This window comes from Mycolicibacterium pallens (assembly GCF_019456675.1).
GTDB classification, from domain to species: Bacteria; Actinomycetota; Actinomycetes; order Mycobacteriales; family Mycobacteriaceae; genus Mycobacterium; species Mycobacterium crocinum.
The window spans coordinates 2,539,167-2,560,996 of the sequence record NZ_CP080333.1 but is presented as its reverse complement, the minus strand read 5'-3'; the positions used below and the strand labels follow the sequence as shown (position 1 = coordinate 2,560,996).

Annotated in this window: 25 protein-coding genes; 16 read left to right on the top strand and 9 right to left on the bottom strand. The window is 66.6% G+C overall.

What is annotated here, in order from left to right; genetic code table 11:
- The first annotated feature begins 91 nt into the window (after positions 1-91).
- From K0O64_RS12620 to K0O64_RS12610, 3 genes are read left to right on the top strand one after another with little or no spacing between them, the layout of a single operon-like run.
- A complete protein-coding gene (locus K0O64_RS12620; protein ID WP_096311290.1) occupies positions 92-1,321 on the top strand; it encodes an amidohydrolase family protein in 1,230 nt (409 codons plus the stop codon).
- On the top strand, positions 1,318-2,457 hold the full coding sequence (locus tag K0O64_RS12615; RefSeq protein WP_096311289.1) for an acyl-CoA dehydrogenase family protein: 1,140 nt from the start codon (positions 1,318-1,320) through the stop codon (positions 2,455-2,457). The genes K0O64_RS12620 and K0O64_RS12615 overlap by 4 nt, the downstream gene beginning before the upstream one ends.
- Complete coding sequence (locus tag K0O64_RS12610) at positions 2,454-3,716, top strand: acyl-CoA dehydrogenase family protein (protein WP_096311288.1); 1,263 nt, start codon at positions 2,454-2,456, stop codon at positions 3,714-3,716. The genes K0O64_RS12615 and K0O64_RS12610 overlap by 4 nt, the downstream gene beginning before the upstream one ends.
- Before the next feature lie 6 nt (positions 3,717-3,722).
- On the opposite strand, the gene K0O64_RS12605 is transcribed toward K0O64_RS12610, so the two are convergent.
- Genes K0O64_RS12605 through K0O64_RS12590 form a run of 4 tightly spaced genes read right to left on the bottom strand, consistent with a single transcriptional unit; the run spans position 3,723 to position 7,648 of the window.
- Positions 3,723-5,003: a carboxylesterase family protein gene (locus K0O64_RS12605; protein WP_225933704.1), complete on the bottom strand. Its 1,281-nt coding sequence runs from the start codon at positions 5,001-5,003 to the stop codon at positions 3,723-3,725.
- Positions 5,004-5,027: 24 nt separating this feature from the next.
- Positions 5,028-6,044 (bottom strand): Rv2578c family radical SAM protein, encoded by a 1,017-nt coding sequence (locus tag K0O64_RS12600; RefSeq protein ID WP_071945427.1) that lies wholly within the window; start codon positions 6,042-6,044, stop codon positions 5,028-5,030.
- 42 nt (positions 6,045-6,086) lie between these two features.
- Positions 6,087-6,740, bottom strand: coding sequence for a hypothetical protein (locus tag K0O64_RS12595; RefSeq protein WP_071945429.1), 654 nt, complete (start codon positions 6,738-6,740; stop codon positions 6,087-6,089).
- Between the two features lie 20 nt (positions 6,741-6,760).
- The gene (locus K0O64_RS12590; RefSeq protein WP_071945431.1) at positions 6,761-7,648 is read right to left on the bottom strand and encodes an oxidoreductase; all 888 of its coding nucleotides are present in this window, start codon (positions 7,646-7,648) and stop codon (positions 6,761-6,763) included.
- Positions 7,649-7,675: 27 nt separating this feature from the next.
- On the opposite strand from K0O64_RS12590, the gene K0O64_RS12585 reads away from it, so the two are divergent.
- On the top strand, positions 7,676-8,128 hold the full coding sequence (locus tag K0O64_RS12585) for a GNAT family N-acetyltransferase (RefSeq protein ID WP_164520066.1): 453 nt from the start codon (positions 7,676-7,678) through the stop codon (positions 8,126-8,128).
- Here the strand turns inward: K0O64_RS12585 and K0O64_RS12580 are convergent.
- Positions 8,123-8,560 (bottom strand): Rv2576c family protein, encoded by a 438-nt coding sequence (locus tag K0O64_RS12580; protein WP_164520065.1) that lies wholly within the window; start codon positions 8,558-8,560, stop codon positions 8,123-8,125. The genes K0O64_RS12585 and K0O64_RS12580 overlap by 6 nt on opposite strands.
- 203 nt (positions 8,561-8,763) lie before the next feature.
- On the opposite strand from K0O64_RS12580, the gene urtA reads away from it, so the two are divergent.
- The 8 genes from urtA to K0O64_RS12540 all read left to right on the top strand — a co-directional run bounded on the left by urtA (position 8,764) and on the right by K0O64_RS12540 (position 16,311).
- The gene (gene urtA / locus K0O64_RS12575) at positions 8,764-10,026 is read left to right on the top strand and encodes an urea ABC transporter substrate-binding protein (RefSeq protein ID WP_220046416.1); all 1,263 of its coding nucleotides are present in this window, start codon (positions 8,764-8,766) and stop codon (positions 10,024-10,026) included.
- A 7-nt stretch (positions 10,027-10,033) separates the two neighbouring features.
- On the top strand, positions 10,034-10,918 hold the full coding sequence (urtB, locus tag K0O64_RS12570) for an urea ABC transporter permease subunit UrtB (RefSeq protein WP_220046415.1): 885 nt from the start codon (positions 10,034-10,036) through the stop codon (positions 10,916-10,918).
- Positions 10,915-12,021 (top strand): urea ABC transporter permease subunit UrtC, encoded by a 1,107-nt coding sequence (gene urtC / locus K0O64_RS12565; RefSeq protein WP_220046414.1) that lies wholly within the window; start codon positions 10,915-10,917, stop codon positions 12,019-12,021. Before urtB ends, urtC begins: the two co-directional genes overlap by 4 nt.
- Complete coding sequence (urtD, locus tag K0O64_RS12560; protein WP_096311282.1) at positions 12,018-12,818, top strand: urea ABC transporter ATP-binding protein UrtD; 801 nt, start codon at positions 12,018-12,020, stop codon at positions 12,816-12,818. The genes urtC and urtD overlap by 4 nt, the downstream gene beginning before the upstream one ends.
- Positions 12,818-13,510: an urea ABC transporter ATP-binding subunit UrtE gene (gene urtE, locus K0O64_RS12555; protein WP_071945446.1), complete on the top strand. Its 693-nt coding sequence runs from the start codon at positions 12,818-12,820 to the stop codon at positions 13,508-13,510. The genes urtD and urtE overlap by 1 nt, the downstream gene beginning before the upstream one ends.
- 64 nt (positions 13,511-13,574) lie before the next feature.
- Positions 13,575-14,654 carry a catalase family peroxidase gene (locus tag K0O64_RS12550; RefSeq protein WP_225933703.1) on the top strand — a complete coding sequence of 360 codons (1,080 nt, stop codon included), beginning with the start codon at positions 13,575-13,577 and terminating at the stop codon, positions 14,652-14,654.
- Positions 14,651-15,202, top strand: a complete 552-nt coding sequence (locus K0O64_RS12545; protein WP_096311281.1) for a cytochrome b — start codon at positions 14,651-14,653, stop codon at positions 15,200-15,202. The genes K0O64_RS12550 and K0O64_RS12545 overlap by 4 nt, the downstream gene beginning before the upstream one ends.
- Complete coding sequence (locus K0O64_RS12540; RefSeq protein ID WP_220046413.1) at positions 15,202-16,311, top strand: DUF2330 domain-containing protein; 1,110 nt, start codon at positions 15,202-15,204, stop codon at positions 16,309-16,311. The genes K0O64_RS12545 and K0O64_RS12540 overlap by 1 nt, the downstream gene beginning before the upstream one ends.
- On the opposite strand, the gene K0O64_RS12535 is transcribed toward K0O64_RS12540, so the two are convergent.
- Positions 16,218-16,670: a YbjN domain-containing protein gene (locus tag K0O64_RS12535; protein ID WP_220046412.1), complete on the bottom strand. Its 453-nt coding sequence runs from the start codon at positions 16,668-16,670 to the stop codon at positions 16,218-16,220. The genes K0O64_RS12540 and K0O64_RS12535 overlap by 94 nt on opposite strands.
- 241 nt (positions 16,671-16,911) lie before the next feature.
- On the opposite strand from K0O64_RS12535, the gene K0O64_RS12530 reads away from it, so the two are divergent.
- Positions 16,912-17,214 (top strand): DUF732 domain-containing protein, encoded by a 303-nt coding sequence (locus K0O64_RS12530; RefSeq protein WP_220046411.1) that lies wholly within the window; start codon positions 16,912-16,914, stop codon positions 17,212-17,214.
- A 34-nt stretch (positions 17,215-17,248) separates the two neighbouring features.
- Here K0O64_RS12530 and hisS read toward each other — a convergent pair whose 3' ends face one another.
- Positions 17,249-18,508, bottom strand: coding sequence for a histidine--tRNA ligase (gene hisS, locus K0O64_RS12525; protein ID WP_096311278.1), 1,260 nt, complete (start codon positions 18,506-18,508; stop codon positions 17,249-17,251).
- Complete coding sequence (locus K0O64_RS12520; protein WP_071945459.1) at positions 18,505-19,173, bottom strand: MBL fold metallo-hydrolase; 669 nt, start codon at positions 19,171-19,173, stop codon at positions 18,505-18,507. The genes hisS and K0O64_RS12520 overlap by 4 nt, the downstream gene beginning before the upstream one ends.
- Before the next feature lie 108 nt (positions 19,174-19,281).
- On the opposite strand from K0O64_RS12520, the gene K0O64_RS12515 reads away from it, so the two are divergent.
- Both K0O64_RS12515 and K0O64_RS12510 read left to right on the top strand, forming a co-directional pair.
- Positions 19,282-20,169 (top strand): peptidylprolyl isomerase, encoded by an 888-nt coding sequence (locus tag K0O64_RS12515; RefSeq protein ID WP_096311276.1) that lies wholly within the window; start codon positions 19,282-19,284, stop codon positions 20,167-20,169.
- A 6-nt stretch (positions 20,170-20,175) separates the two neighbouring features.
- Positions 20,176-21,171, top strand: coding sequence for a peptidylprolyl isomerase (locus K0O64_RS12510; RefSeq protein ID WP_220046410.1), 996 nt, complete (start codon positions 20,176-20,178; stop codon positions 21,169-21,171).
- A gap of 10 nt (positions 21,172-21,181) precedes the next feature.
- On the opposite strand, the gene K0O64_RS12505 is transcribed toward K0O64_RS12510, so the two are convergent.
- Complete coding sequence (locus tag K0O64_RS12505; protein WP_220046409.1) at positions 21,182-21,421, bottom strand: hypothetical protein; 240 nt, start codon at positions 21,419-21,421, stop codon at positions 21,182-21,184.
- A 136-nt stretch (positions 21,422-21,557) separates the two neighbouring features.
- Here K0O64_RS12505 and K0O64_RS12500 point away from each other — a divergent pair, with 136 nt between their 5' ends.
- Positions 21,558-21,830, top strand: a complete 273-nt coding sequence (locus K0O64_RS12500; RefSeq protein WP_225933702.1) for a hypothetical protein — start codon at positions 21,558-21,560, stop codon at positions 21,828-21,830.

The following is a 21,830-nucleotide window of genomic DNA, read 5'->3' as shown; positions in this document are numbered from 1 at the left end:
AAACAGCCTTTTTCGGCCGAGCTGTTTACCCAGCTACCATCGTGGTAACGTCATTACCGTTATCGACCAATCAGACTCTCTGGAGGCGAACATGCCCTCGCGCGAGCTTCCCTATCCCGTATTCGACGCCGACAATCACTTTTACGAGCCGAAGGAAGCGCTGACGCAATTCCTGCCGGACAACCGCAAGGGCGTCATCGACTACATCGATGTCCACGGCCGCACCAAGATCGTCGTCCGCAACACGATCAGCGACTACATCCCCAACCCGACCTTCGAGGTCGTCGCCCGCCCCGGCGCCCAGGAGGAGTACTTCAAGCACGGCAGTGGCGGCAAGAGCTTCCGCGAGATCATGGGCAAGCCGATGAAGGCCATCCCCGCCTTCCGCAACCCCGAGGCGCGCCTCGAGGTGCTCGACGGGCTGGGCCTGGACTACACGATCATGTTCCCGACGCTGGCCAGCCTGGTCGAGGAGCGGCTCAAGGACGATCCGGATCTGATCCTGGACATCATCCACGCGCTGAACCAGTGGATGTATGAGACCTGGCAGTTCAACTACGAAGGCCGGATCTTCTCCACCCCGGTCATCGATCTGGCCGTCGTCGATCGGGCCCTCGAGGAACTCGAGTGGTGCCTCGAGCGTGGGGCGAAGACCGTTCTGGTCCGGCCGGCGCCAGTACCCGGCTACCGCGGCACCCGCTCGCTCGGGCTGCCCGAGTTCGATCCGTTCTGGGATGCCTGCGTCAAGGCCGGCATCCCGGTCTGCATGCACGCCTCCGACAGCGGTTACGCCGCCTACCTCAACGACTGGGAGCCCGCCGACGAGTTCCTGCCGTTCAAGCCGACGGCGTTCCGGATGGTGTCGATGGGCAAGCGCCCCATCGAGGACACCATGGCAGCGCTTGTCTGCCACGGCGCGCTGACCCGCAACCCGGATCTGCGCATCCTGTCGATCGAGAACGGCGCGTCCTGGGTGCCCTACCTGTTCTACCAGTTCAAAGACGTGTATTCGAAGATGCCGCAGGAGTTCCCCGAGGACCCGATCGAGGCGTTCAAGCGGGCCGTCTACGTGGCGCCGTTCTGGGAGGACGACTTCAAGAAGATGTCGGAGCTGTGCGGTGTCGACCGCATCATCTTCGGCTCGGACTGGCCGCATCCGGAAGGCTTGGCCGACCCGATCAACCTCGTGGACGATCTGGTTGCCCAGGGCCTCACCGAACAAGAGCAGCGAAAGGTGATGGGCGGCAACTTGGTCGACCTGTTCAAGGTCCCCAACGAATCGGTGCACAAGCCCGACGTGCCCGCGCTCGTCATCGCATGACGGACGTGTCCTCCCCCGAACAACTGCTGTTCGCGTCGACGACGCAGGCGTTCCTGGAAAAAGAAGGGTCGCTGAGCCGGGTCCGCGAGTTGCACGCCGCGGACTCGTCCTTCGACAGCGCGTGGTGGCAGCGGGCCGCCGAGCTCGGCTGGGCCAGCCTGCTGGTTCCGGAAGAGCTTGGCGGCGGGAGTGTTTCGGGTGACGGCGTGGCCGATCTGGCCCTGGTGGCCGAACAGATCGGACACAGCGTGGCACCGGGTCCGCTGCATCCGGTCAGCACCGTGCTGGCGGGTCTGGTGGAGGCGCCGGACGGACATGGCGACACCATCGAAGCGTTGGTGTCCGGCGAGCTGATCGCATCCTGGGCGGTCTACGAACCGCGCCGCCCGCTGTCTCCGCTGCAGCCGGGGGTGACCGCGACGCGCACCGACTCGGGCTACCGCATCGACGGTGTGAAGGATCGTGTCGAGGCGGGCAGCGAAGCCGGCGTCTTTCTGGTCGTGGCCGACCTGGACGGCAGTCCTCGCCAATTTCTGGTCCCCGCCGACCGCGCCACGGTCACCGGGCAACGCTCGGTCGACATGGTAAAGCGTTATGCCCGGGTGGAATTCAACGGCACCGAGGTGGACGAGTCCGCCGTCGTCGGCGATGCCGCGTCAACGCCGGCGATCATCGAGCGGCAGCGGCAGGTCGCCCTGGTGCTCCAGTGCGCGGAGATCGTCGGGATCCTCGACACCGTGCTGGCGATGACGACCCAATGGATGTTCGATCGCCACAGTTTCGGCAGACCGCTGGCGTCCTATCAGGCACTCAAGCATCGGCTCGCCGATATGAAGATGTGGTTCGAGGCGTGCCGAGCGACCACCGCGGCTGCGGTCGCTGCTGTATCGGCACGCTCGGATGACGCCCCCGTGCTGGTCAGTGTCGCCAAAGCCTATGTGGCCGAACGCGCCCCGGTGATGTTGCAGGATTGCGTGCAGCTGCACGGCGGGATCGGTGTCACCTGGGAGCACGATCTGCACTTGTTCCTGCGCCGAACCGTGCTCTACCGCGCGCTCTACGGCTCACCCGACGACCACCACCGCGCCGTCTACGCGTTGAGCGCCAAGACCGTTGGACAGGAGGCTTCGGCATGACCGACGTTGCGACCACCACGGCCACCGAATCGATCGATGAATTCGCCGCCCGGGGCCGTGCGTGGCTCGCGGACAACATGCCGCGGGTCGATCCCGACAACCTTCCGGTCGCCCTGCGCGCCGAACAGTCCTCCTGGGACCGTGCCAAGGAGCTGCAGAAGCGCTTGTACGAGGGCGGTTTCGCCGGCCTGTGCTTTCCCCGCGAGTACGGCGGACAGGGCCTACCACTGGCCTATCAGAAGGCATTCACCGCCGAGTGCCGCGGCTACGAAATGCCACTGATCCTCAACGTGCCATCGTTGACCATCTGCGCGGCAACGATTCTGGACATGGGCACCGAGGCCCAGAAGCGTGAGCGCATCTCGGCCGCCATCCGGGGTGACGAGATCCTGTGCCAGCTGCTGAGCGAACCCAGCGGCGGCTCCGATCTCGCCGGCGTCATCACGCGCGCCGACCGGGTCGGCGACAAGTGGATCATCAACGGCGCCAAGACCTGGAGCACCAGCGCGTTCGCCGCCGACTATGGCCTGATGCTGGCCCGCACCGACTGGACCGTGCCCAAACACCAGGGCCTGACGATGTTCCTGGTGCCCTTGAACTCCCCCGGCATCACCATGCGCCGCATCAAAGAGGTCAACGGCAACGAGGAATTCTGCGAGGAGTTTTTCGACGGCCTCGAACTGGGTGACGACGCCGTCGTCGGCGAGGTCAACAACGGTTGGGAAGTCGCGTCGAGGCAGCTGCACCACGAGCGCCGCGCGGTCGGCGGCGGGTCGGAGTTCGCCAGCGGCACCGACTCGGACAACGCCGAGGAGATGCCACCGGATCACGTGGCCTACGCCGAGGTCACCGGCCAGGGCGACGACCCCGCTGTGCAGGCGCTCGCCGGTCGGGCGTTGGTCCGCCGGATCGTCAAGAATCAACTGATCGACCATGTGGGCAGTGCCATCGGCAACGGTTCCCTGCCGCCCAACGCCGGCACCTTGATTCGCCTATTCCAGGCTGAGACAACCGAATTGGAAGTCGACACCGCGCTGGCGATCGCCGGGACCGCCGGCGTGATCGACGAAGGCGAAGAGCTGTCAGGCTTGCTGGACAGCATCGGCGTGCGGTACCTGTCCCGACAGACCGGCTCCCTGGGCGGCGGCAGCAGTGAGATGGCCCGCAATGTGATCGGCGAACGGATTCTGGGCTTCCCCCGCGAATTCGCCGCCGACAAAGGCGTGCCGTTCAATCAGGTCAAACGCGGCCGCACCTAGGCCCGTTCACACTCGCAGGTGCGACGCGCCGAGACCCGCGACACCGTCGCGGGCGAACGCGGACCAGTAGCCGCGCACGCGACGCGCCAGTGCACGGTCGATGGCGTTGGGTGTCGAGCCGAGCATCGGCGCGTCGGCCCAGCATTCGGACTCGAACAACAGCGGCAGTTCGATGCAGTGGCAGGCGCCCAGTGGTGCGCCGGCCGGTGACCAGTCGACGCGGCAGGTCGCGGCGTTGCCGCCGTGCGCGGTCCACGTCGTGGCCAGTCTGCGCGCCGGGTGGCCGAAGATGCGCCGTGTCATGACGGCGCCGGCGGCGCGGGCCAAGCCGATCCGTTGAAGTCTTCGGGTGTGCGGATTCATCGCGAGGAACGGACCGGCATCGTTTGCGGTGAACCCCACGAGTATCTCGACGTGTGGCGCTGTGTCGCCGATACGACGGTGGCTATCGGGCAGTGGATCCAGGCCGGCGATGGGTGCGTACGGCAACCCGCCGGTAAGCCCGAAGCGCTGCGCGGCTGTCACAGCGGCGGTTTGAGCGTCGAGCAGCTGTTCCACGCTCGCGTCCGCCGGTGCGACGCCGCCGAGCGCATCGGCTACCGCCAGCCGCATCGCCGCGGTCATCGGCTCTCGGCCCTCGAGCAGGCCGAGTGGGGCGCTTTGGATGATGGCCCGGTGGAAGACGCCCGCAGATTCCGCAGACAGCATCAGCGAGAAAACCGAGTCGCCGCCCGCTGACTGGCCGAAAATCGTGACCCGCGAAGGGTCCCCACCGAAGGTGGCGATGTGCTGCTTAACCCAACGCAGCGCGACGATTTGGTCGCGCAGTCCCAGGTTTTCGTCTCCGTCTGCACCCGGGTTGAGGTAGCCGAAGATGCCGAGCCGGTAGGTGACCCGGACAACCACGACGCGACCCTCTGCGACCAGGAGGTCCGGATCGTACTTGGGCGCCTCCCCGCTCCCCGACATGTAGGCCCCGCCGTGGAACCACACCATCACCGGAAGGTTCTCGGCGTTGCTCGGTGCCGTGATGCTGAGTACCTGACACGCTTCGCTACGCGGAAGTTGGTCGATGACGGGACCGGTCACGAAATTCAAGCGGGACGGCAGCTGCGGACACGCCGGGCCTCGCTGCGTGGCGTCGTATACGTCGGTGTGCGGCGAGGCGAGGATGGGTGCGGTAAATCGCTCAGCGGTGGCATAGACGATGCCGCGCGCATTGATCAGGACGCCGTCGTCGTCGACGAGTAACGGTCCGCAACTGGCTTCCACTACCCGCTGTGTCACTGAATCACCGTACATCCGAGGCACTTAGAACAGCGTCGGCTGCGGCTCCGGCTGCGCGACGGGCTTCGGTGGCGCAGGTGGGGTGAACAATCGGCGGTCGCCGGCCAGCTTGTGCTTGGCCACCAGCGGTGCGGCCCGCTGCCGCAACGTGTCCCGGTAGTCGGCGGGCAGGTAGGCGCCGCGCCGGTACAACTGCCGATAGGGCGCAACGAGTTCGGGATGTGAGCGGGCCAGCCAGCTCATGAACACGCCGCGCGTCGAGCTGCGCAGGTGCAGACCGAACACCGTCACACCGGTCGCGCCGGCCGCGGCGATCTGGCCGAGCAGGCTGTCGAGATGCTCTGCCGAATCGGTCAGGTACGGCAGCACCGGCGCGACCATCACATGGCAGTCCAGCCCGGCGTCACGCACGGCGGCGATCAGGCCAAGCCGCGCCTGCGGGGACGGGGTGCCGGGTTCGACATCACGGTGCAGGTCGGGGTCGCCTACGGCCAGCGAGATCGCCACCGATACCGAAACCTGTTGTGCAGCATCGGCAATCAGATCCAGATCGCGACGCAACAACGTGCCTTTGGTCAGGATCGACATCGGGGTGCCCGCATCGGCCAGCGCCGTGATGATCCCCGGCATCAACGCATAGCGACCCTCGGCCCGCTGGTACGGGTCGGTGTTGGTCCCGAGTGCGACGGTCTCCCGGCGCCACGACGGGCGGCCCAGTTCCCGGCGCAGGACGTCGACGATGTTGGTCTTGACCACGATCTGGCTGTCGAAGTCCGCGCCCGGATCGAGTTCCAGGTACTCGTGAGTGGGGCGGGCGAAGCAGTACCGGCAGGCGTGCGCGCAGCCGCGGTAGCCGTTGACGGTGTAGGTGAACGGCAGCATCGAAGCGGCTGGAATCTTGTTCAGCGCCGACTTGCACAGCACCTCATGGAACGTGATGCCCTCGAATTGCGGGGTGCGGACACTGCGCACGAACCCGATGCGCTGCAGACCGGGCAAAGCCCCGTCGTCGACCGCTATCCCCTGGCCGCTCCATCGCACCGTTCTATTCGAACGCACGTTCGATGGCGTGTCAAGGGCTCGTCAGTCGTCGAGTTCCCCGGCGATGCCGCGTTCGAGGGCCGCGGTGGTCCGGTCGGGCAGGACCAGCAGCCCGTCGAGCTCGCCGCGGGCCAGGTCGTAGGCCCGTTCGCGTTCCTGCGGGGTGGCGCCGCTGTCGGCGGCGACGCGAAGCAGGCTCTGCGCGCGGGTCATTCGCTGCTGGTCTTCCCTGGAGAAGTCACCGCGACGGCGCCGCCGGGCCTCGTTCTCGGCGGCCTCGAACGCGGTGCCATAGGCCTCGACGGCGTCGAGGTACTGGCGCGCGGCCTCCGGGTCGTCGAGGAGGTCCTCGGCCTTGCCCGGACGCAACAGTTCCGCGCGCAGCTTGGCCCGGTGGAACGCCACCGTGAGCGGATCTCGCATGTCGGTCATCGCCGGGAAGTCGAGCAGTTTGGCGGCGTCAAGCTCGTACTCCAGCCAGCGGGCGTCGGTGCGACTGTGCTCGTCGATCACTCGGGTGACGGTGCGCCATTGTGCCGCTTGACTTTTCCGGCTCGCCAGTTGCGGGGCCGGCGGCAGCTCATCCGATTCGTTCTGCCGTCTGATCGCGGAGACGCCTCGCACGGCGGCATAGATCGCGCCGGCCAGCGGCACGATCACGAGCAGCAGCTCGAGCAACCGGAATATCAGCCCCACCTCGCCAGGATGCCACCTGGTCAGCCGGGTCCGTCGCTGGCGGCGGCCAGCAGCGGGACCAGTACATCGCCGACCGGGGTGGCCAGCCCGTGCTCGGCGGCCTTGCGGACGATGACTCCGTTGCGGATGTCCCATTCCAGCCGGCGCCGGGCTTCCCGGTCGGTGAGGATGGACGTCGTCAGGTCCTCGGGTGCGGTCGCGAACATCTCCGCCATTTGGTCGATCACGGCGTCCGGCAACCGTGCGCCCTCCGCGCGGGCCACGGCCAGGCATTCGGTCAGATAGCGGCGCGCCAGGGCGGCGACATCGTCGCGCCGGAACATGCCGGATCGCCGCCCGGCCAGCACCATGAACCCGGCCAGGGCGTTGACCAACAGCTTGCGCCACGCCGCGGTGATGAAGTCGGGATCGAGTTCGACCGTCATCCCGCCCGGGCGCAGCACCGCCGCCAGGGTCTCCGCATCCTCGCCGTCGGGTAGCACCAGGCGCGCTTCCGTGCGCAGCCGCACCCAGCCCTCCGGCTGTCTCTCGGCCGAGAACCACACGACCGCGGGCACGATATGCGCGCTCGGACTGAATCGGCCGACCCGCTCGATCTGCTCGACGCCGTTCTGCAGGACACACACGATCGTGTCGCCGGTGCACAGCCGCTGCAACCAGGCGGCCGCGTGCTCGTTCTGGGTGTCCTTGACCGCCAGGAAAACCAGGTCGACGGGACCCGCAACGTCGGCCGGATCGGTCAGCACCGGGCCGGGCACGACGATCGCCTCCTGGCTCTCGGGCCGCACCTCGATCTCGTCGCGCGGCGTGTGCCCGCACACGGTTACGGCATGACCGGCGGCGTGCAGCAGCGCCGCGACGGTAGAACCGATCGCGCCGGGACCGACAACAGCTATCGAGGTGCCCACCGCTCCCAGCGTACCTACGGTGGATGCGTGGCCGAGCCGTCGTTGCGCCGGGCGAACCCGTCCGATGCCGAGTTCATCGCCGAGCTCGCCGAGCGGGCCTACGAGAAGTACGTCGCACGCATCGGCCGCAGGCCGGCGCCGATGGACGCCGACTATGCCGCGCTGATCGGCGAGGCCACTGTGTGGGTGCTGACGCGTGGCGGGCAGCTGGTCGGCAGCCTGGTCACCTGCGTGAAAGACGACCATCTGCTGCTCGACGCCGTCGCCGTCGATCCTGAGGCACAGGGCCTCGGATACGGGGCGCTACTGCTGCGCCGCGCGGAGGACGACGCCCGCGAGGCCGGCCGAACGGAAGTCCGGCTCTACCCCAATGCGGCGATGACCGAGAACATCGCGATGTACCCGCGCTTCGGCTATGTCGAAACGCACCGCGCCGGTCAGGACGGGTTCCGTCGGGTGTTCTTCAGCAAGCGGTTATGAGGTCCACTTGCTCAGGTAGCACTGCGGGCTGTACGGCGCGTCCTGCGCTACGGCGACCTGGCCGTCGATGGAGACCTCGCAGTGCGCGTTCGGCGCGCCCTGTCCACCGTGCGTCGTGCTCGCCACCTGCAGGAATGCCCACTGCGGGTCCTCGAGGGTGGTCTGGAAAACCCACGGTGCATCCGGCGACACGGTGATGGTCTCGCGCTTCATGAACGGATTGGAGTCGGCGTTGAAGGCGTCTTTGCTCGGCGGCTGCGCCGTCAGATAGGTGATGGTGAAGTCGTACGTGCCGCCCGTCGCGAGCGTGTAGGTCACCTGGTGTCCGGGCGCCGGATCGGCGCCGGCTACCGCGCTAGTGCCCGCAACACCGGCAGCCGCCAACACCAGCGCCGCCCCGACTCTTGCTGTCACATTTCGCATATCGCCCATATCGACGACGCTACCGACATCGTTACCCGTGTCGGGGCGCCCGGGGTACCAGCGAATGACTAGCAGGTTAACGCGTTCGTCACACACAGATATGTCACAGAAACTTACCCGCTCTAACGTCCGGGTCGACACAAACCCTGGGTCGGGGGCCAACAGGTCTGTCGTGGCCCAAAGCTTGTCGTTCCCAACATGAAAGGGCCTCTATGCAACGCCGGCGTTCCGCATTGAATCGATCATTCCTGGCCGCCACAGGTGTGGCACTGACGGCAGGACTGGTGCTGTCCGGCTGCGGCAGCAAGGCCAGCGAAACCGACACAGCAAAGTCTGAGTCATGCGTGGACACGTCCGGGTCCAATATCAAGGTGGGTTCGCTGAACTCGCTGTCAGGGACGATGGCCATCTCCGAGGTCACGGTGCGCGACGCCATCAAGCTCGCCGTCGACGAGATCAACGCCAAGGGCGGTGTGCTGGGCAAGCAGATCCAGGTCGTCGGCGAGGACGGGGCCTCTGATCCTGCGGTCTTCGCCCAGAAGGCGGAAAAACTGATCAAGGACGACTGCGTAGCCGCGGTATTCGGCGGGTGGACGAGCTCGAGCCGTAAGGCCATGCTGCCGGTCTTCGAGAGCAACAACTCCCTGCTCTACTACCCCGTGCAATATGAGGGCCTGGAATCGTCGAAGAACATCTTCTACACCGGCGCCACCACCAACCAGCAGATCGTGCCGGCCCTGGACTTCCTCAAGGAAAAGGGCGTCACGTCGCTGTACCTGGTGGGTAGCGACTACGTGTTCCCGCAGACCGCCAACCGCATCATCAAGGCGTACGCGGCGGCCAACGGCATCGAGATCAAGGGCGAGGATTACACGCCGCTGGGCTCGACCGACTTCTCCACGATCGTCAACAAGGTGCGGGCGTCCAACGCGGGTGCGGTGTTCAACACCCTCAACGGCGACTCCAACGTCGCGTTCTTCAAGGAGTACACCAACGCCGGGCTCACCCCGCAGAAGATGCCGGTGGTCTCGGTGTCGATCGCCGAGGAAGAGGTCCAGGGCATCGGCGCGCAGAACATCGCCGGCCAGCTGACCGCGTGGAATTACTATCAGACGCTGGACAATCCGGTGAACAAGGCCTTCGTCAAGGCGTTCAAGGACAAGTACGGGCAGAACCGGGTGACCTCTGACCCGATGGAAGCCGCCTACGTGTCGGTGTACCTGTGGAAGAACACCGTCGAGAAGGGCAAGTCGTTTGACGTCAAGGCGATTCAGGACAACTGCGGCGGCGTGACATTCGACGCCCCTGAAGGCTTGGTCACCATCGACGGCGGGAACCACCACATCACCAAGACCGCCCGGATCGGCGAGATCCATCCCGACGGGCTGATCTACACGATCTGGGAGTCCCCCGGCCCGATCACGCCGGACCCGTACCTGAAGTCCTACCCGTGGGCCAAGGGCCTGTCGGCCTAGCACCCGCATGGAAGTCCTTGTCGGACAGCTGGCGACGGGATTGAGCCTCGGCTCGATCCTGTTGCTGGCCGCATTGGGGCTGTCCCTGACCTTCGGCCAGATGGGCGTCATCAACATGGCGCACGGCGAGTTCATCATGGTCGGCTGCTACACCGCCTTCGTGGTGCAGAAGGTGATCTCGAATACCGGTGCGTCGCTGCTGGTTTCGCTCGTCGTAGGATTTGTGGTCGGCGGCCTGCTCGGGGTTCTGCTGGAAGTCACCTTGATTCAGCGGATGTACGACCGGCCACTGGACACGCTGCTGGTGACGTTCGGTGTCGGGCTGATCCTGCAGCAGGCAGCCCGCAGCATCTTCGGTGCGCCCGCGGTCAACGTAACCGCACCGGCGTGGCTGTCCGGCGGCGTCGAAATCCTCGGCGCGGTGGTGCCCAAGACCCGGATCTTCATCCTGGTGCTGGCGGTGGTCAGCGTCATCGTCCTGGCGGCGGTGCTCAAGATGAGCCCGATGGGGCGGCGTATCCGTGCCGTCGTGCAGAACCGGGATCTGGCTGAGACCAGTGGGATTTCGAGCCGCCGCACCGACATCACCACCTTCTTCATCGGTTCGGGGCTCGCCAGCGTGGCCGGTGTCGCACTCACGTTGATCGGGTCGACGAGTTCGACGATCGGGCAGAGCTATCTGATCGACGCCTTCCTGGTTGTCGTCGTCGGCGGTCTCGGCCAGATCAAGGGCACCGTGATCGCCGCATTCGCACTCGGGTTGATGAACTCCTTCATCGAATACAGCACCACCGCATCGCTGGCAAAGGTGATCGTGTTCGTGATCATCGTGATCTTCCTGCAGGTGCGCCCCCAGGGCTTGTTCACCGTGCGGACAAGGAGTTTGGTATGAGGACGCTGCTCGGCCGATGGCAGACATGGGCAGGCTTCGCCGTTGCCGCGATCGTGCTGTTCGGTGTTGCGCCTGCGATGCTGTCCAGCTTCCGGCTCGGCCTGCTCGGGCAGTACCTGTGCTATGCGATCGTCGCCGCCGGCATCGGTCTCGCCTGGGGCCGCGGCGGCATGCTCACCCTCGGCCAGGGCGTGTTCTTCGGGCTGGGCGCCTACATGATGGGCATGCACCTCAAGATCGCCGACGCCGAGATCCGCAAGCAGCCCGTCCCGGACTTCATGCAGATCGCGGGAATCCCTGCGCTGCCGTCGTATTGGGAGCCGTTCTCGTCCGCGGCATTCACCATCGCCGCGATCGTGGTCATTCCGACCGGCATCGCGGCTCTGCTCGGCCTCGGGGTGTTCAAACGCCGAGTCAAGGGCGCCTATTTCGCGATCCTGTCCCAGGCCCTGGCCGCGGCACTGGCCATCCTGCTGGTCGGGCAGGCGACGGTGGGCGGCAGCAACGGGCTCAACGGTTTTCGCACATTCTTCGGTTTTCGGCTTTCCGATCCGGTGAACCGGCAGATGCTGTACTTCATCGCAGCGGGCACCCTGCTGGTGGTTGTCGCGGTGGTACGTCAGCTGATGCAGAGCCGCTACGGTGAACTTCTGGTCGCGGTGCGCGACGGCGAGGAGCGGGTGCGCTTCCTCGGCTACGACCCCGCCACCATCAAGGTCGTGGCCTACACCGCCGCCGCACTGTTCGCCAGCATCGCCGGCGCGCTATTCGCACCAATCATCGGTTTCATCACCCCGGCTCAGGTCGGAGTCGTGCCCTCCATCGCGTTCCTGATCGGGGTCGCGATCGGCGGCCGCACCACCCTGCTCGGCCCCATCCTCGGGGCGATCGGTGTGGCGTGGGCGCAAACCGCGTTCTCCGAACGCTTTCCGTCCGGGTGGATATACGCCCAGGGAATCCTGTTCATCGTCGTCGTCGGCTTCTTCCCGGCCGGGCTGGCCGGCATCGGAGCCCTGCTGCGCCGGCGTCGCCGCGCCAAGGCCGTCCCGCTCGCCGGTGACGTCCCGCAGCCGCAGGCCGAAACCGTCGGAGCCACATCATGACCGAGACCGCCGAACCGGTAGCCGGCGGCAATGTCGGCATGGGCACCGAATACCTCGAAGTCCGCGGACTGACCGTCGACTTCGACGGATTCAAGGCCGTCAACAACGTCGACCTCACCCTGTTCCAGGGCGACCTGCGGTTCCTGATCGGTCCGAACGGGGCAGGCAAGACCACCGTCATCGACGCGATCACCGGTCTGGTACCGGCAGAAGGCTCGGTCAACAAGTCGGGTGTGGACCTGCTCGGCAAGAAGGTGCATCAGATCGCCCGGCGCGGCGTGGGCCGAACCTTCCAGACCGCCAGCGTCTTCGAGCAGCTGACCGTACTGCAGAATTTGGACATCGCTGCGGGAGCGGGACGGTCGTGGTGGACACTGCTGCGCCGGCGGCGCGGGGTGCTGCCCGCCATCGAGGAGGCGCTCGACACGATCGGACTGACCGAGCTGGCCGACCAGCCGGCGGGGGTGCTGGCCCACGGCCAGAAGCAGTGGCTGGAGATCGGCATGCTGCTGGTGCAGAACGCTGACGTGCTGCTGCTCGACGAACCCGTCGCCGGAATGAGCGGCGAGGAACGCGAGGAGACCGGAAACCTGTTGCGCCGCATCGGCTCCTCGCGCACCGTGGTGGTCGTCGAGCACGATATGGATTTCATGCGGGCATTCGCCACGTCGGTGACGGTGCTGGCTCGCGGTCAGGTGATCGCCGAAGGGTCGGTCGCCGAGGTGCAGGCCAACCCGAAGGTTCAGGAGGTCTACCTCGGCACCGCCGCGGCAGGAGACTTGGAGGCGGTCGAATAGTGTTGCAGCTCATCGATGTCCGCACCGGATACGGGCGCTCACAGGTCATCCACTCCGTCAGCATCGAGGTGCCCTCGGACGGCGTCGCCGCGGTGATGGGCCACAACGGCGCGGGCAAGACGACCTTGCTGCGGGCAGCGGTCGGTCTGTTGAAATGCAGCTCGGGCCAAGTGCTGCTGCACGGCGAGGACGTGACCCGGTTGCGGCCCAACGCGAGGGTGGCCCGTGGACTGGCGTATGTGCCGCAGGGGCAGCAGTCCTTCGGGCAGCTGACCACAGCCGAAAATCTTCAGGTCGTCGCCGACGGTCGCAAGAACGGTAAGCAGTTGATCGACGAACAGCTCGACCTGTTCCCGGCGCTCAAGGAACTGCTGACCCGCCGGGCGGGTCTGCTCTCCGGCGGTCAGCGCCAGCAGTTGGCCATTGCACGAGCGCTGATCACCAGCCCCAAGATACTGATTCTCGACGAACCGACCGAAGGCATCCAACCCTCGGTGGTCGCCGAGATCGAGGCGGCGATCACCGCGCTCACCCGCCGCGGTGATCTCGGTGTGCTGCTGGTCGAACAGCACATCGGGTTCGCACTCGAGTCGGCTCAGCGCTACTACATCTTGGAGGCCGGGCGGGTCACCTCCAGCGGCACCGGCGGGTCGGCATCGGAGTCCGACGTCCGTGCGGCGATGGCGATCTAAACTTGCGACCGTGAGCTCTGTCACGGCAGTGAACAAATCCTCTGCCCGGCGCGTCCGTAGTTAAGTGACCAATCGTCCTCCCTGGGGAGTGAATACGGCGGTCAGCCGCCGGTCGGTTCTGGTCGGGCTCGGGGCGGTCGGCGCCTTCTTGGCCGTCGACCTCGGTGCCGTCGCCTACGCCAACAAATGGATCGGGTCCGGGATGACTCGACAGACATTCCTGGACGGGTTCCTCAGCGTCTACGGACGCCACCTCGGCTTCCGCAAGAACCACGCCAAAGGCGTCATCGTCACCGGCTACTTCGACAGCAACGGCAAGGGACAGGAACTCAGCCGTGCCGCGGTGTTCCGCCCGGGTCAGTACCCCGTCGTCGGCCGGTTCTCGCTGGCCGGTGGCAACCCCACCGTCGCCGACACCCCGGGCGCCGCCCGCGGGCTCGGGCTGGCGTTCGGATTTCCCGACAGCCGGCAGTGGCGCACTGCGATGCTGAACCTGCCGGTGTTCCCGGACAATTCCGCGCGCGGGTTCTACGACCGGTTGCTGGCCTCCAAGATCGTCCCCGGTACCGGGCAGCCCGACCCGGCGGCGATGAAGGCCTTCCTGGCCGCCCACCCCGAGACCGCCGCCGCCAACGCCATCATAAAGCAGCATCCCCCGTCGGCGGGCTTCGGCGACAGCACCTTTCGCAGCCTCAACACGTTCTTCTTCGTCAACAACGCAGGCGAGCGCTCGGCGGTGCGGTGGTCGCTCGTGCCGCAGCAGACCGCCCCGCCGCCACGACCAGGCGACGCCAACGGATTGTTCGACGCCGTGGTCCGCCAGCTGCGCGCCGGTCCGTTGCGGTGGCGGCTGATGATCACCGTCGCCAACCCCGACGATCCGCTGACCGACCCCACCCTGGCCTGGCCCGACGACCGGCACAGCATCGAGGTCGGCACGCTCACCCTCACCTCCGCGGCGACCGAGGCGTTGGGCAACGCCCGCGACATCAACTTCGACCCACTGGTCCTCCCCGACGGCATCGAGCCCTCCGACGACCCGCTGCTGTCCGCCCGGTCCGACGTCTACGCGGCGTCGTATCGGCAGCGCACCGGCGAACCGACATCACCGTCAGCGGTTCAGGTGACCGAGGTCAGCGCATGACACCGGTCGACCGCTATCCCGTCCGCACCCGAATCCTGCACTGGCTGACCGCTATTGGAGTATTCGCCGCGTTGTTCATCGGGTTCGTGATGGTCAACTCGCTGGGTGGCTACGGCGCGCTGCTCGGCGTGCACGTGACACTCGGGGTGTCGATCCTGGTGATCGTGGTGATCCGGGCGGCCAACCGCTTCACCCACCGCACCCCGCGGCTGCCGGACACGGTGGGCTCCGTCGAGCACCTGCTGGTCGTCGGCTCCGAGATCGGGCTGTACGCCCTGCTCCTGGCGCAGCCGCTGGTCGGGTGGGCGATGGTCTCGGCTGCCGGCCGGCCGGTCGTCGTGTTCGGATCGCTGCCCCTACCGCGGATCGCGCCGTTCGACGCCGACCTGTTCTTCCTGCTGCGGCAGACACATTCAGTGCTCGCCTACCTGCTGGTGGCCGCGATCGCCGCGCACGTCTCGGCGGTGCTGCTGCACACCCTCACGCTGCGCGACCGGATGTTGAGCCGGATGACCTTCGGCAGGCGGTTCGACGCAGAGGAGCCATGATGCGCCCGGTACGGATCGTCGCAGCGGCCGTCCTGGCCGCCGGCATGCTGGTCGGCGGTCCCGGCACGACCGCGGGTACCTGCGCGTGCGGCGGCATCGTCAGCCCCGACCTTGATGCGCGGGTGACCGGTGAACAGAGCCTGGTCGCCCTCGACGGCAACGCCGAGACCATCGTCATGCGCCTGGATCTGCACTCGGTGGCCGACAACGCCGCGCTGATCGTGCCCACCCCGACGCCGGCCACAGCCAGCCAGGCCGAACCCGGGTTGTTCCGCGAGCTCGAGCGGCTCACCGCACCCCGGATCGAACACGGCGGAACCGGACACAGCGGCCTCGAGGAGGCCGGCGCCGTACCCGGCGGCGGGCCGACGGTGGTGGCGCAGGTGCAACTCGGCCCGCTGGAGGCGACCACGCTGACCGGCGGCGACCTGACCGGCGTACGGCACTGGCTGGACTCCAACGGATACACGATGCGCCCGGAGGTCACCGCTGCGCTCGACCCGTACCTGAAACAGGGCTGGTCGTTCGTGGCCATGCGACTCACCGGCGGCGCACCGCTGAGCGGCCAGCTGGACCCGGTCCGGCTGGACTTCACGTCCGACCGGCAGGTGTATCCCATGCGAATGTCGGCCGTAGCCAAGGACACTCAACGGGTGACGATCTACACCCTCGGACAGCATCGAATGCAACGCACGGACGCCGACGCCTCCCGGCAGGACGTGACCGTCGACTACGCCGGATCGATCGAAGGCCGCACCACCGATCAGTCACTCACCGAACTGAGCACCAGAAATCCGTACCTGCCAAGATTTCGACAACCATCACCGAACCATCCTCGATCGCAACCGATTTCATCTTCTCCCGCGCCCCCAACGACGACCCGTATCAGCGCGTCATCGGCCGCGATGACGGCGACGCCGACGTGGGTGCCTTCCTCGTGGCGTTGGGCGCATCGGCGATCGTGGTCGTGCTGGCGGCGGCCGTGGGAACGATCTGGTTCGTCCGCTATCGGCGCTCAGCCCGCGTCGAGTAGGTGGGTGCCGTCGGACGGCGAGGCCACCGCGGCGCGCAACCGGCCGAACAGGTCGATCGCCGACTGGACCGTCTGATCGACCAAGGGACCGAACTCACCGTCATCGGCGCGATAGCGTCGTTCGGCGATCACCCCGACCAGCCGCGGATCCGACGACGCGAACACGGTCGCGGCGGCGTGGGAATCGGCGTCGTTCCACTGCTGAATAAGCGTCGCGACCCCGGCCCGGTGATCGGCCGGGTAATAGCGCTCGGCGGTGATGCTGATGTGTACGGCAGAACCGAGCGGCTGCATGTGCACATGCAAACGACCGTGGTAGGCGTTGACGAGGAAAAAGAACTCGTCGTCGTGGTGACCACGGAAATACCGCATTTGCCGGCTTTCCAGATAGCTCTCGATGAGCTGGGTGCCGACTGCGCCGTTTGCGGTGTTCATACCTGTTCAACGGCCCGCACGAACGACACGGTTCCCAAACCGGCCAAGGTTGCGCCAAGAATCTCGTGAGAATTGGTTAAATGGCGGGGAGCTACACCCCAACTTTATATTCATGTCCCGAAAAGCCGATTGACCGGTGCCGAATGATTGCATCGGAAATCTTTCGGTTTTGTCGTGCACGTCAGGTCACAAGGTAGTAACTTCTGCCGCAGCAGTAACTCCGATGACAAGGGACATGACAATGATCAAAGGTTTGTTGACGGCGGCTGCTGCCGCCGGAGCCATCGCGCTCGTCGGCGCGCCCGCTGCCTGGGCGATCACCAACGCCGAGGCCGACTACATCAAGGACCTGACCAGCGCCGGTATCGGCGGTGACCAGGCGGCCCTGATCGCCGACGGCCACACCATCTGCTCGGCGCTCGCGCAGGGTGCGGATCCGAACGAGCTGTCGCAGACCTACTTCAAGAACTCCGGGTCGATCAGCCACGCTCAGGCGGATGCGGCGATCAACTTCGCCAAGACCGATCTGTGCCCCGCGGGCTGATCGGCCCCGGATCACCGAGCGCGGCTGGCCAGTTCTAGGCCAGCCGCGTAATCACTTCGGCGACAACCGAGTCGACCGGGATATCGACCTGCGTGCCGTCGGCGAGATCTTTCACGCCCACGGTGCCGGCCTCGATGTCCCGGTCGCCTGCTACCAGGGCGATGCGTGCGCCGGAGCGATCGGCGGCGCGCATCGCGCCTTTGAGCCCACGGTCGCCGTAGGCCAGATCGACCCGCACACCTTCGGCCCGTAAGAGCGCCGCCAGCCTCGCCACCACCAACTTGGCCTGCTCCCCCAGCGGCACGCCGAAAACGTCGCAGCGGCTTGGGTTTCCGACGGTCTTGCCTTCGGCACGCAGCGCCAGAACCGTGCGGTCGACGCCGAGCCCGAACCCGATACCGGACAGGTCCTGACCGCCGAGCTGGCGCATCAACCCGTCGTAGCGGCCACCGCCGCCGATGCCCGATTGCGCGCCTAGACCGTCGTGCACGAATTCGAACGTGGTCTTGGTGTAGTAATCGAGGCCCCGCACCATTCGCGGATTGATGACGTACGGCACCCCGAGCGCGTCGAGGTGCGCGAGCACGGTGTCGAAGTGTTGCTTGGCCGCGTCGGAGAGATGGTCGAGCATCACCGGCGCATCGGCGGTCGCCTCGCGCACCGCCGGGCGCTTGTCGTCAAGCACCCGCAGCGGGTTGATTTCAGCCCGCCGCCGGGTGTCCTCGTCCAGATCGAGCTTGAACAGGAAGTCCTGCAACAACTCTCGATACTGCGGACGGCAGGTGTCGTCACCCAGCGAGGTGATCTCCAGGCGGAAATCCCTGAGCCCCAAGGACCGGAAGCCGGCGTCGGCGACGGCGATCACCTCGGCGTCCAGCGCCGGGTCGTCCACACCGATGGCCTCGACCCCCACCTGCTGCAGCTGCCGGTAACGGCCGGCCTGCGGGCGCTCGTAGCGGAAGAACGGGCCCGAATAGCAGAGCTTCACCGGCAGCGCGCCGCGGTCCAGGCCGTGCTCGATGACCGCGCGCATCACGCCCGCGGTGCCCTCGGGCCGCAGGGTCACCGACCGCTCACCACGGTCGGCGAAGGTGTACATCTCCTTGGACACCACATCGGTGGATTCACCGACCCCGCGCGCGAACAGCGCGGTGTCCTCGAAGATCGGCAGTTCGACGTCGCCGTAGCCGGCCAGCCGGGCCGTCCGCAGCAGGCCGTCGCGGACCGCGACAAACTCGGCCGACTCGGGCGGCAGGTAATCAGGGACACCCTTGGGTGCCTGGAATTCGCTCACTTCAGACCTTCGAGAAATGGGTTGGTACGGCGTTCGAGGCCGATCGTCGTGGATTCGCCGTGCCCCGGTAATACCAGGGTGTCGTCGTCGAGCACCAGCAATTTCTCGACGATCGAGCCGAGGAGGTCGCGGCCGCTGCCGCCCGGCAGATCGGTACGGCCGACCGATTGTTTGAACAGCGTGTCGCCGGTGAACGCCATCGGGTCCTGAGAGCCGGCCCGATCCACCCGGAACACCACCGACCCCTTCGTGTGGCCCGGCGTGTGGTCCACGGTCACTGTGATGCCACCGAGTTGGATCTTGTCCCCGTCGCGGTCCAGTTCGACCACCTGTTTCGGCTCCCGGAACAGCGCTCCGAGCGCGATCTGACCAAGCCGGGGACCGAACCCACGGATCGGGTCGGCCAGCATGAAGCGGTCCTCCGGGTGGATGTACACCGGGCAGCCGAAGGTGTCGCCCACCTTCTGCGCCGACCAGATGTGGTCGATGTGCCCATGGGTGAGCAGAACCGCGGCCGGGGTCAGCCGATTCTCGTCGAGAATGCGCTGCAGGGTGCCAAAAGCACGCTGGCCTGGGTCGACGACGATGGCGTCGGCCCCGGCGCGTGGGGCCAGCACGTAGCAATTGCATGCCAACATGCCGGCCGGAAACCCGGTGAGCAACACGTCGTCCAGTTTCCCATCCCGTGATGGCGAGGGTCGTGGCCGGTGTCTTCAGCATGAACTGGCACACTCGTTGCCGACTCAACCGCAACTCAACGGAGGACCACCACGGTGCCCACCAACGAACAGCGACGTGCGACAGCCAAGCGCAAGCTCGAGCGACAGCTGGAGCGCCGTGCTCAACAGGAGAAGCGTCGACAGTTGTTCGTCGTGATCGGCGGCATCGTCGCGATCGCGGTCGCCGCGGCCCTGGTCGTCACGTTCGTGCTGACGAACAAGGACGATAAGGACAAGACCGCGTCGGGCGCCACCAGTACCGCCCCGGTCGAGTCCGATGCGCCGACGACCGCTCCCCCCGCCACCGGCGGCCTGCCGGCGTTCAAGCCCAGCGCGAACCTGGGCTCCAACTGCCAGTACCCGGCATCACCGGAACCGGCCTCGAAGAAGGTCGACGCGCCCCACAGCGGCAAGGTGCCCACCAACCCCGCGACGGTCAGCGCCAGCATGAGCACCAATCAGGGCAACCTCGGCCTGGTGCTGGACAACGCGAAGGCTCCGTGCACGGTCAACAGCTTCGCCAGCCTGGCCCAGAAGGGCTACTTCAACGACACCCCCTGCCACCGGCTGACCACGTCACCGTCGCTGTCGGTGCTGCAGTGCGGCGACCCGACGGGCAGCGGAACCGGCGGACCTGGCTACCAGTTCGCTAATGAGTACCCCACCGACCAGTACCCACCGAACGACCCGGCCCTGCAGCAGCCGGTGGTCTACCCGCGCGGCACGCTGGCCATGGCAAACGCCGGGCCGGGCACCAACGGCAGCCAGTTCTTCCTGGTCTATAAGGATTCGCAGTTGCCGCCCAACTACACCGCGTTCGGCACGATCGACGCGACGGGACTGGCGACGCTGGACAAGATCGCCGCGGCCGGGGTGGCCGGCGGAGGTCAGGACGGCAAGCCGGCGACGGATGTGCGGATCAAGTCGATCCTGCTGGACTAGCCGGCGATGAGCCAGCCTCCGCCGTACTACCCGCCGCAGCCACCGCACTACGGCTCGCCGTACGGGCCCGGGCCGTATCCCTATCCGGCGCCGCAACCGACCAACGGGATGGCGATCGCGTCGCTGATCTGTGCGTTCGTGTTCGCCCCGCTGGGCATCGTGTTCGGCCACATCTCGCTGTCGCAGATCAAGAAATCCGGTGAGGAAGGCCGCGGGCTGGCCATCGCGGGACTGGTGATCAGTTATCTGGTGACGGTCCTGAGCATCGTGGTGATCCTCGCCGGGGTGGTCTTCTTCTCCTGGATGGCCCGGGAGCTGGAGAAGACCGGCGGGGCCGGCATCCCGCGGACCATGCCGGGAGGGAGCGGTCAACTGCCGCCGTTCAATCCGCCGGCCACCCTCGGCGCGAACTGCCAATACCCGGCCACGGCCACTCCGGCCGACAAGCCGGTCAAGCCGCCGGCGCCTGGCAGAACGCCGACCACACCGGCGACGGCCGACGCGACGATCGTCACCAACGCGGGGCCGATCGTCGTGCACCTCGACAGGGCCAAGGCGCCATGCACGGTCAACAGCTTCGAAAGCCTGGTCCGGCAGAACTATTTCGACAACACGCCCTGCCATCGGCTCACCGACGAACCGTCGATGTCGGTGCTGCAATGCGGCGACCCGACCGGCCAGGGCAGGGGCGGGCCGGGTTACCGGTTCGCCAACGAGTACCCGACGAACCAATTCCGGCCATTCGACCCGCAACTCAGGCAGGCCGTCAAATATCCGCGTGGCACGCTGGCCATGGCGAACGCCGGACCCGACACCAATGGCAGCCAGTTCTTCATCGTCTACAAAGATTCGATGCTGCCGCCGACGTACACCGTGTTCGGCCAGGTCGACAAGACCGGGTTCGCGATCGTCGACGACCTCGCCGTGACCGGTATCGCCGACGGTTCCCACGACGGGAAGCCGGCGAGACCGGTCACGATCAAGTCGATCCGGCTGAACTGAGCCAGGACCCTTAGCCGGGCAGCCCCTGCTCTTCGGTCGGCAACGGCGCGGGCCCCTTGATGGCCGGTGTGGCCGCGGGGAGCTGGCCGGCGGGCTGATTCGGCGACTGGGTCACGGTGACCCCGGTCGACATCTCCGAGCTGATCAACGAATCGGACGGCTGCGGATCGACGGCTACGGCGGCGAATGCCCCCAGCGAGATGAGGGCGCCGGCCCCGACGGTGGCGGACAACACGTGAAAGCGCTTCATATTCAATCTCTTTCCAAGTTGGTCTTGGCACTGAACACGCTTGGATACAAGTCGTTGCGTCGACTGAATATTCCGGCTATCGCGTTGAAATAATCTGCGGCGCAGACGCGTTGGACCGCTCGTTATGGCCATTAGTTTGCAAAGAATCGTTCGTATCGTTTACGGCGCGCTGGCCGCCGCCGCCTTCCTACTTGCCCCGACCGCCCTGTTCAACACGCCGACCGCCCAGGCCGCACCCGTCGCGCAGGGCTGCTACAACGGCGTGATCCCGTGGAATCCCTACCTGAAGAGTTGCAGCTTGCCGTCCACGCAGCCCCGCGTGCGTGGCGCCGCGCCGGATGCCACCGCGATCATCGCCTGCCGCAACCATCCCGGGTGCCTGTCCTGGTACGTCAACGGCGGTCCGTAG

Coding starts and splice junctions, on each gene's coding strand:
- K0O64_RS12620 (WP_096311290.1), top strand. CDS start 92: ATGCCCTCGCGCGAGCTTCCCTATCCCGTATTCGACGCCGACAATCAC.
- K0O64_RS12615 (WP_096311289.1), top strand. CDS start 1,318: ATGACGGACGTGTCCTCCCCCGAACAACTGCTGTTCGCGTCGACGACG.
- K0O64_RS12610 (WP_096311288.1), top strand. CDS start 2,454: ATGACCGACGTTGCGACCACCACGGCCACCGAATCGATCGATGAATTC.
- K0O64_RS12580 (WP_164520065.1), bottom strand. CDS start 8,560: ATGGGCGATATGCGAAATGTGACAGCAAGAGTCGGGGCGGCGCTGGTG.
- urtA (WP_220046416.1), top strand. CDS start 8,764: ATGCAACGCCGGCGTTCCGCATTGAATCGATCATTCCTGGCCGCCACA.
- urtB (WP_220046415.1), top strand. CDS start 10,034: ATGGAAGTCCTTGTCGGACAGCTGGCGACGGGATTGAGCCTCGGCTCG.
- urtC (WP_220046414.1), top strand. CDS start 10,915: ATGAGGACGCTGCTCGGCCGATGGCAGACATGGGCAGGCTTCGCCGTT.
- urtD (WP_096311282.1), top strand. CDS start 12,018: ATGACCGAGACCGCCGAACCGGTAGCCGGCGGCAATGTCGGCATGGGC.
- K0O64_RS12545 (WP_096311281.1), top strand. CDS start 14,651: ATGACACCGGTCGACCGCTATCCCGTCCGCACCCGAATCCTGCACTGG.
- K0O64_RS12540 (WP_220046413.1), top strand. CDS start 15,202: ATGCGCCCGGTACGGATCGTCGCAGCGGCCGTCCTGGCCGCCGGCATG.
- K0O64_RS12535 (WP_220046412.1), bottom strand. CDS start 16,670: ATGAACACCGCAAACGGCGCAGTCGGCACCCAGCTCATCGAGAGCTAT.
- K0O64_RS12530 (WP_220046411.1), top strand. CDS start 16,912: ATGATCAAAGGTTTGTTGACGGCGGCTGCTGCCGCCGGAGCCATCGCG.
- K0O64_RS12510 (WP_220046410.1), top strand. CDS start 20,176: ATGAGCCAGCCTCCGCCGTACTACCCGCCGCAGCCACCGCACTACGGC.
- K0O64_RS12505 (WP_220046409.1), bottom strand. CDS start 21,421: ATGAAGCGCTTTCACGTGTTGTCCGCCACCGTCGGGGCCGGCGCCCTC.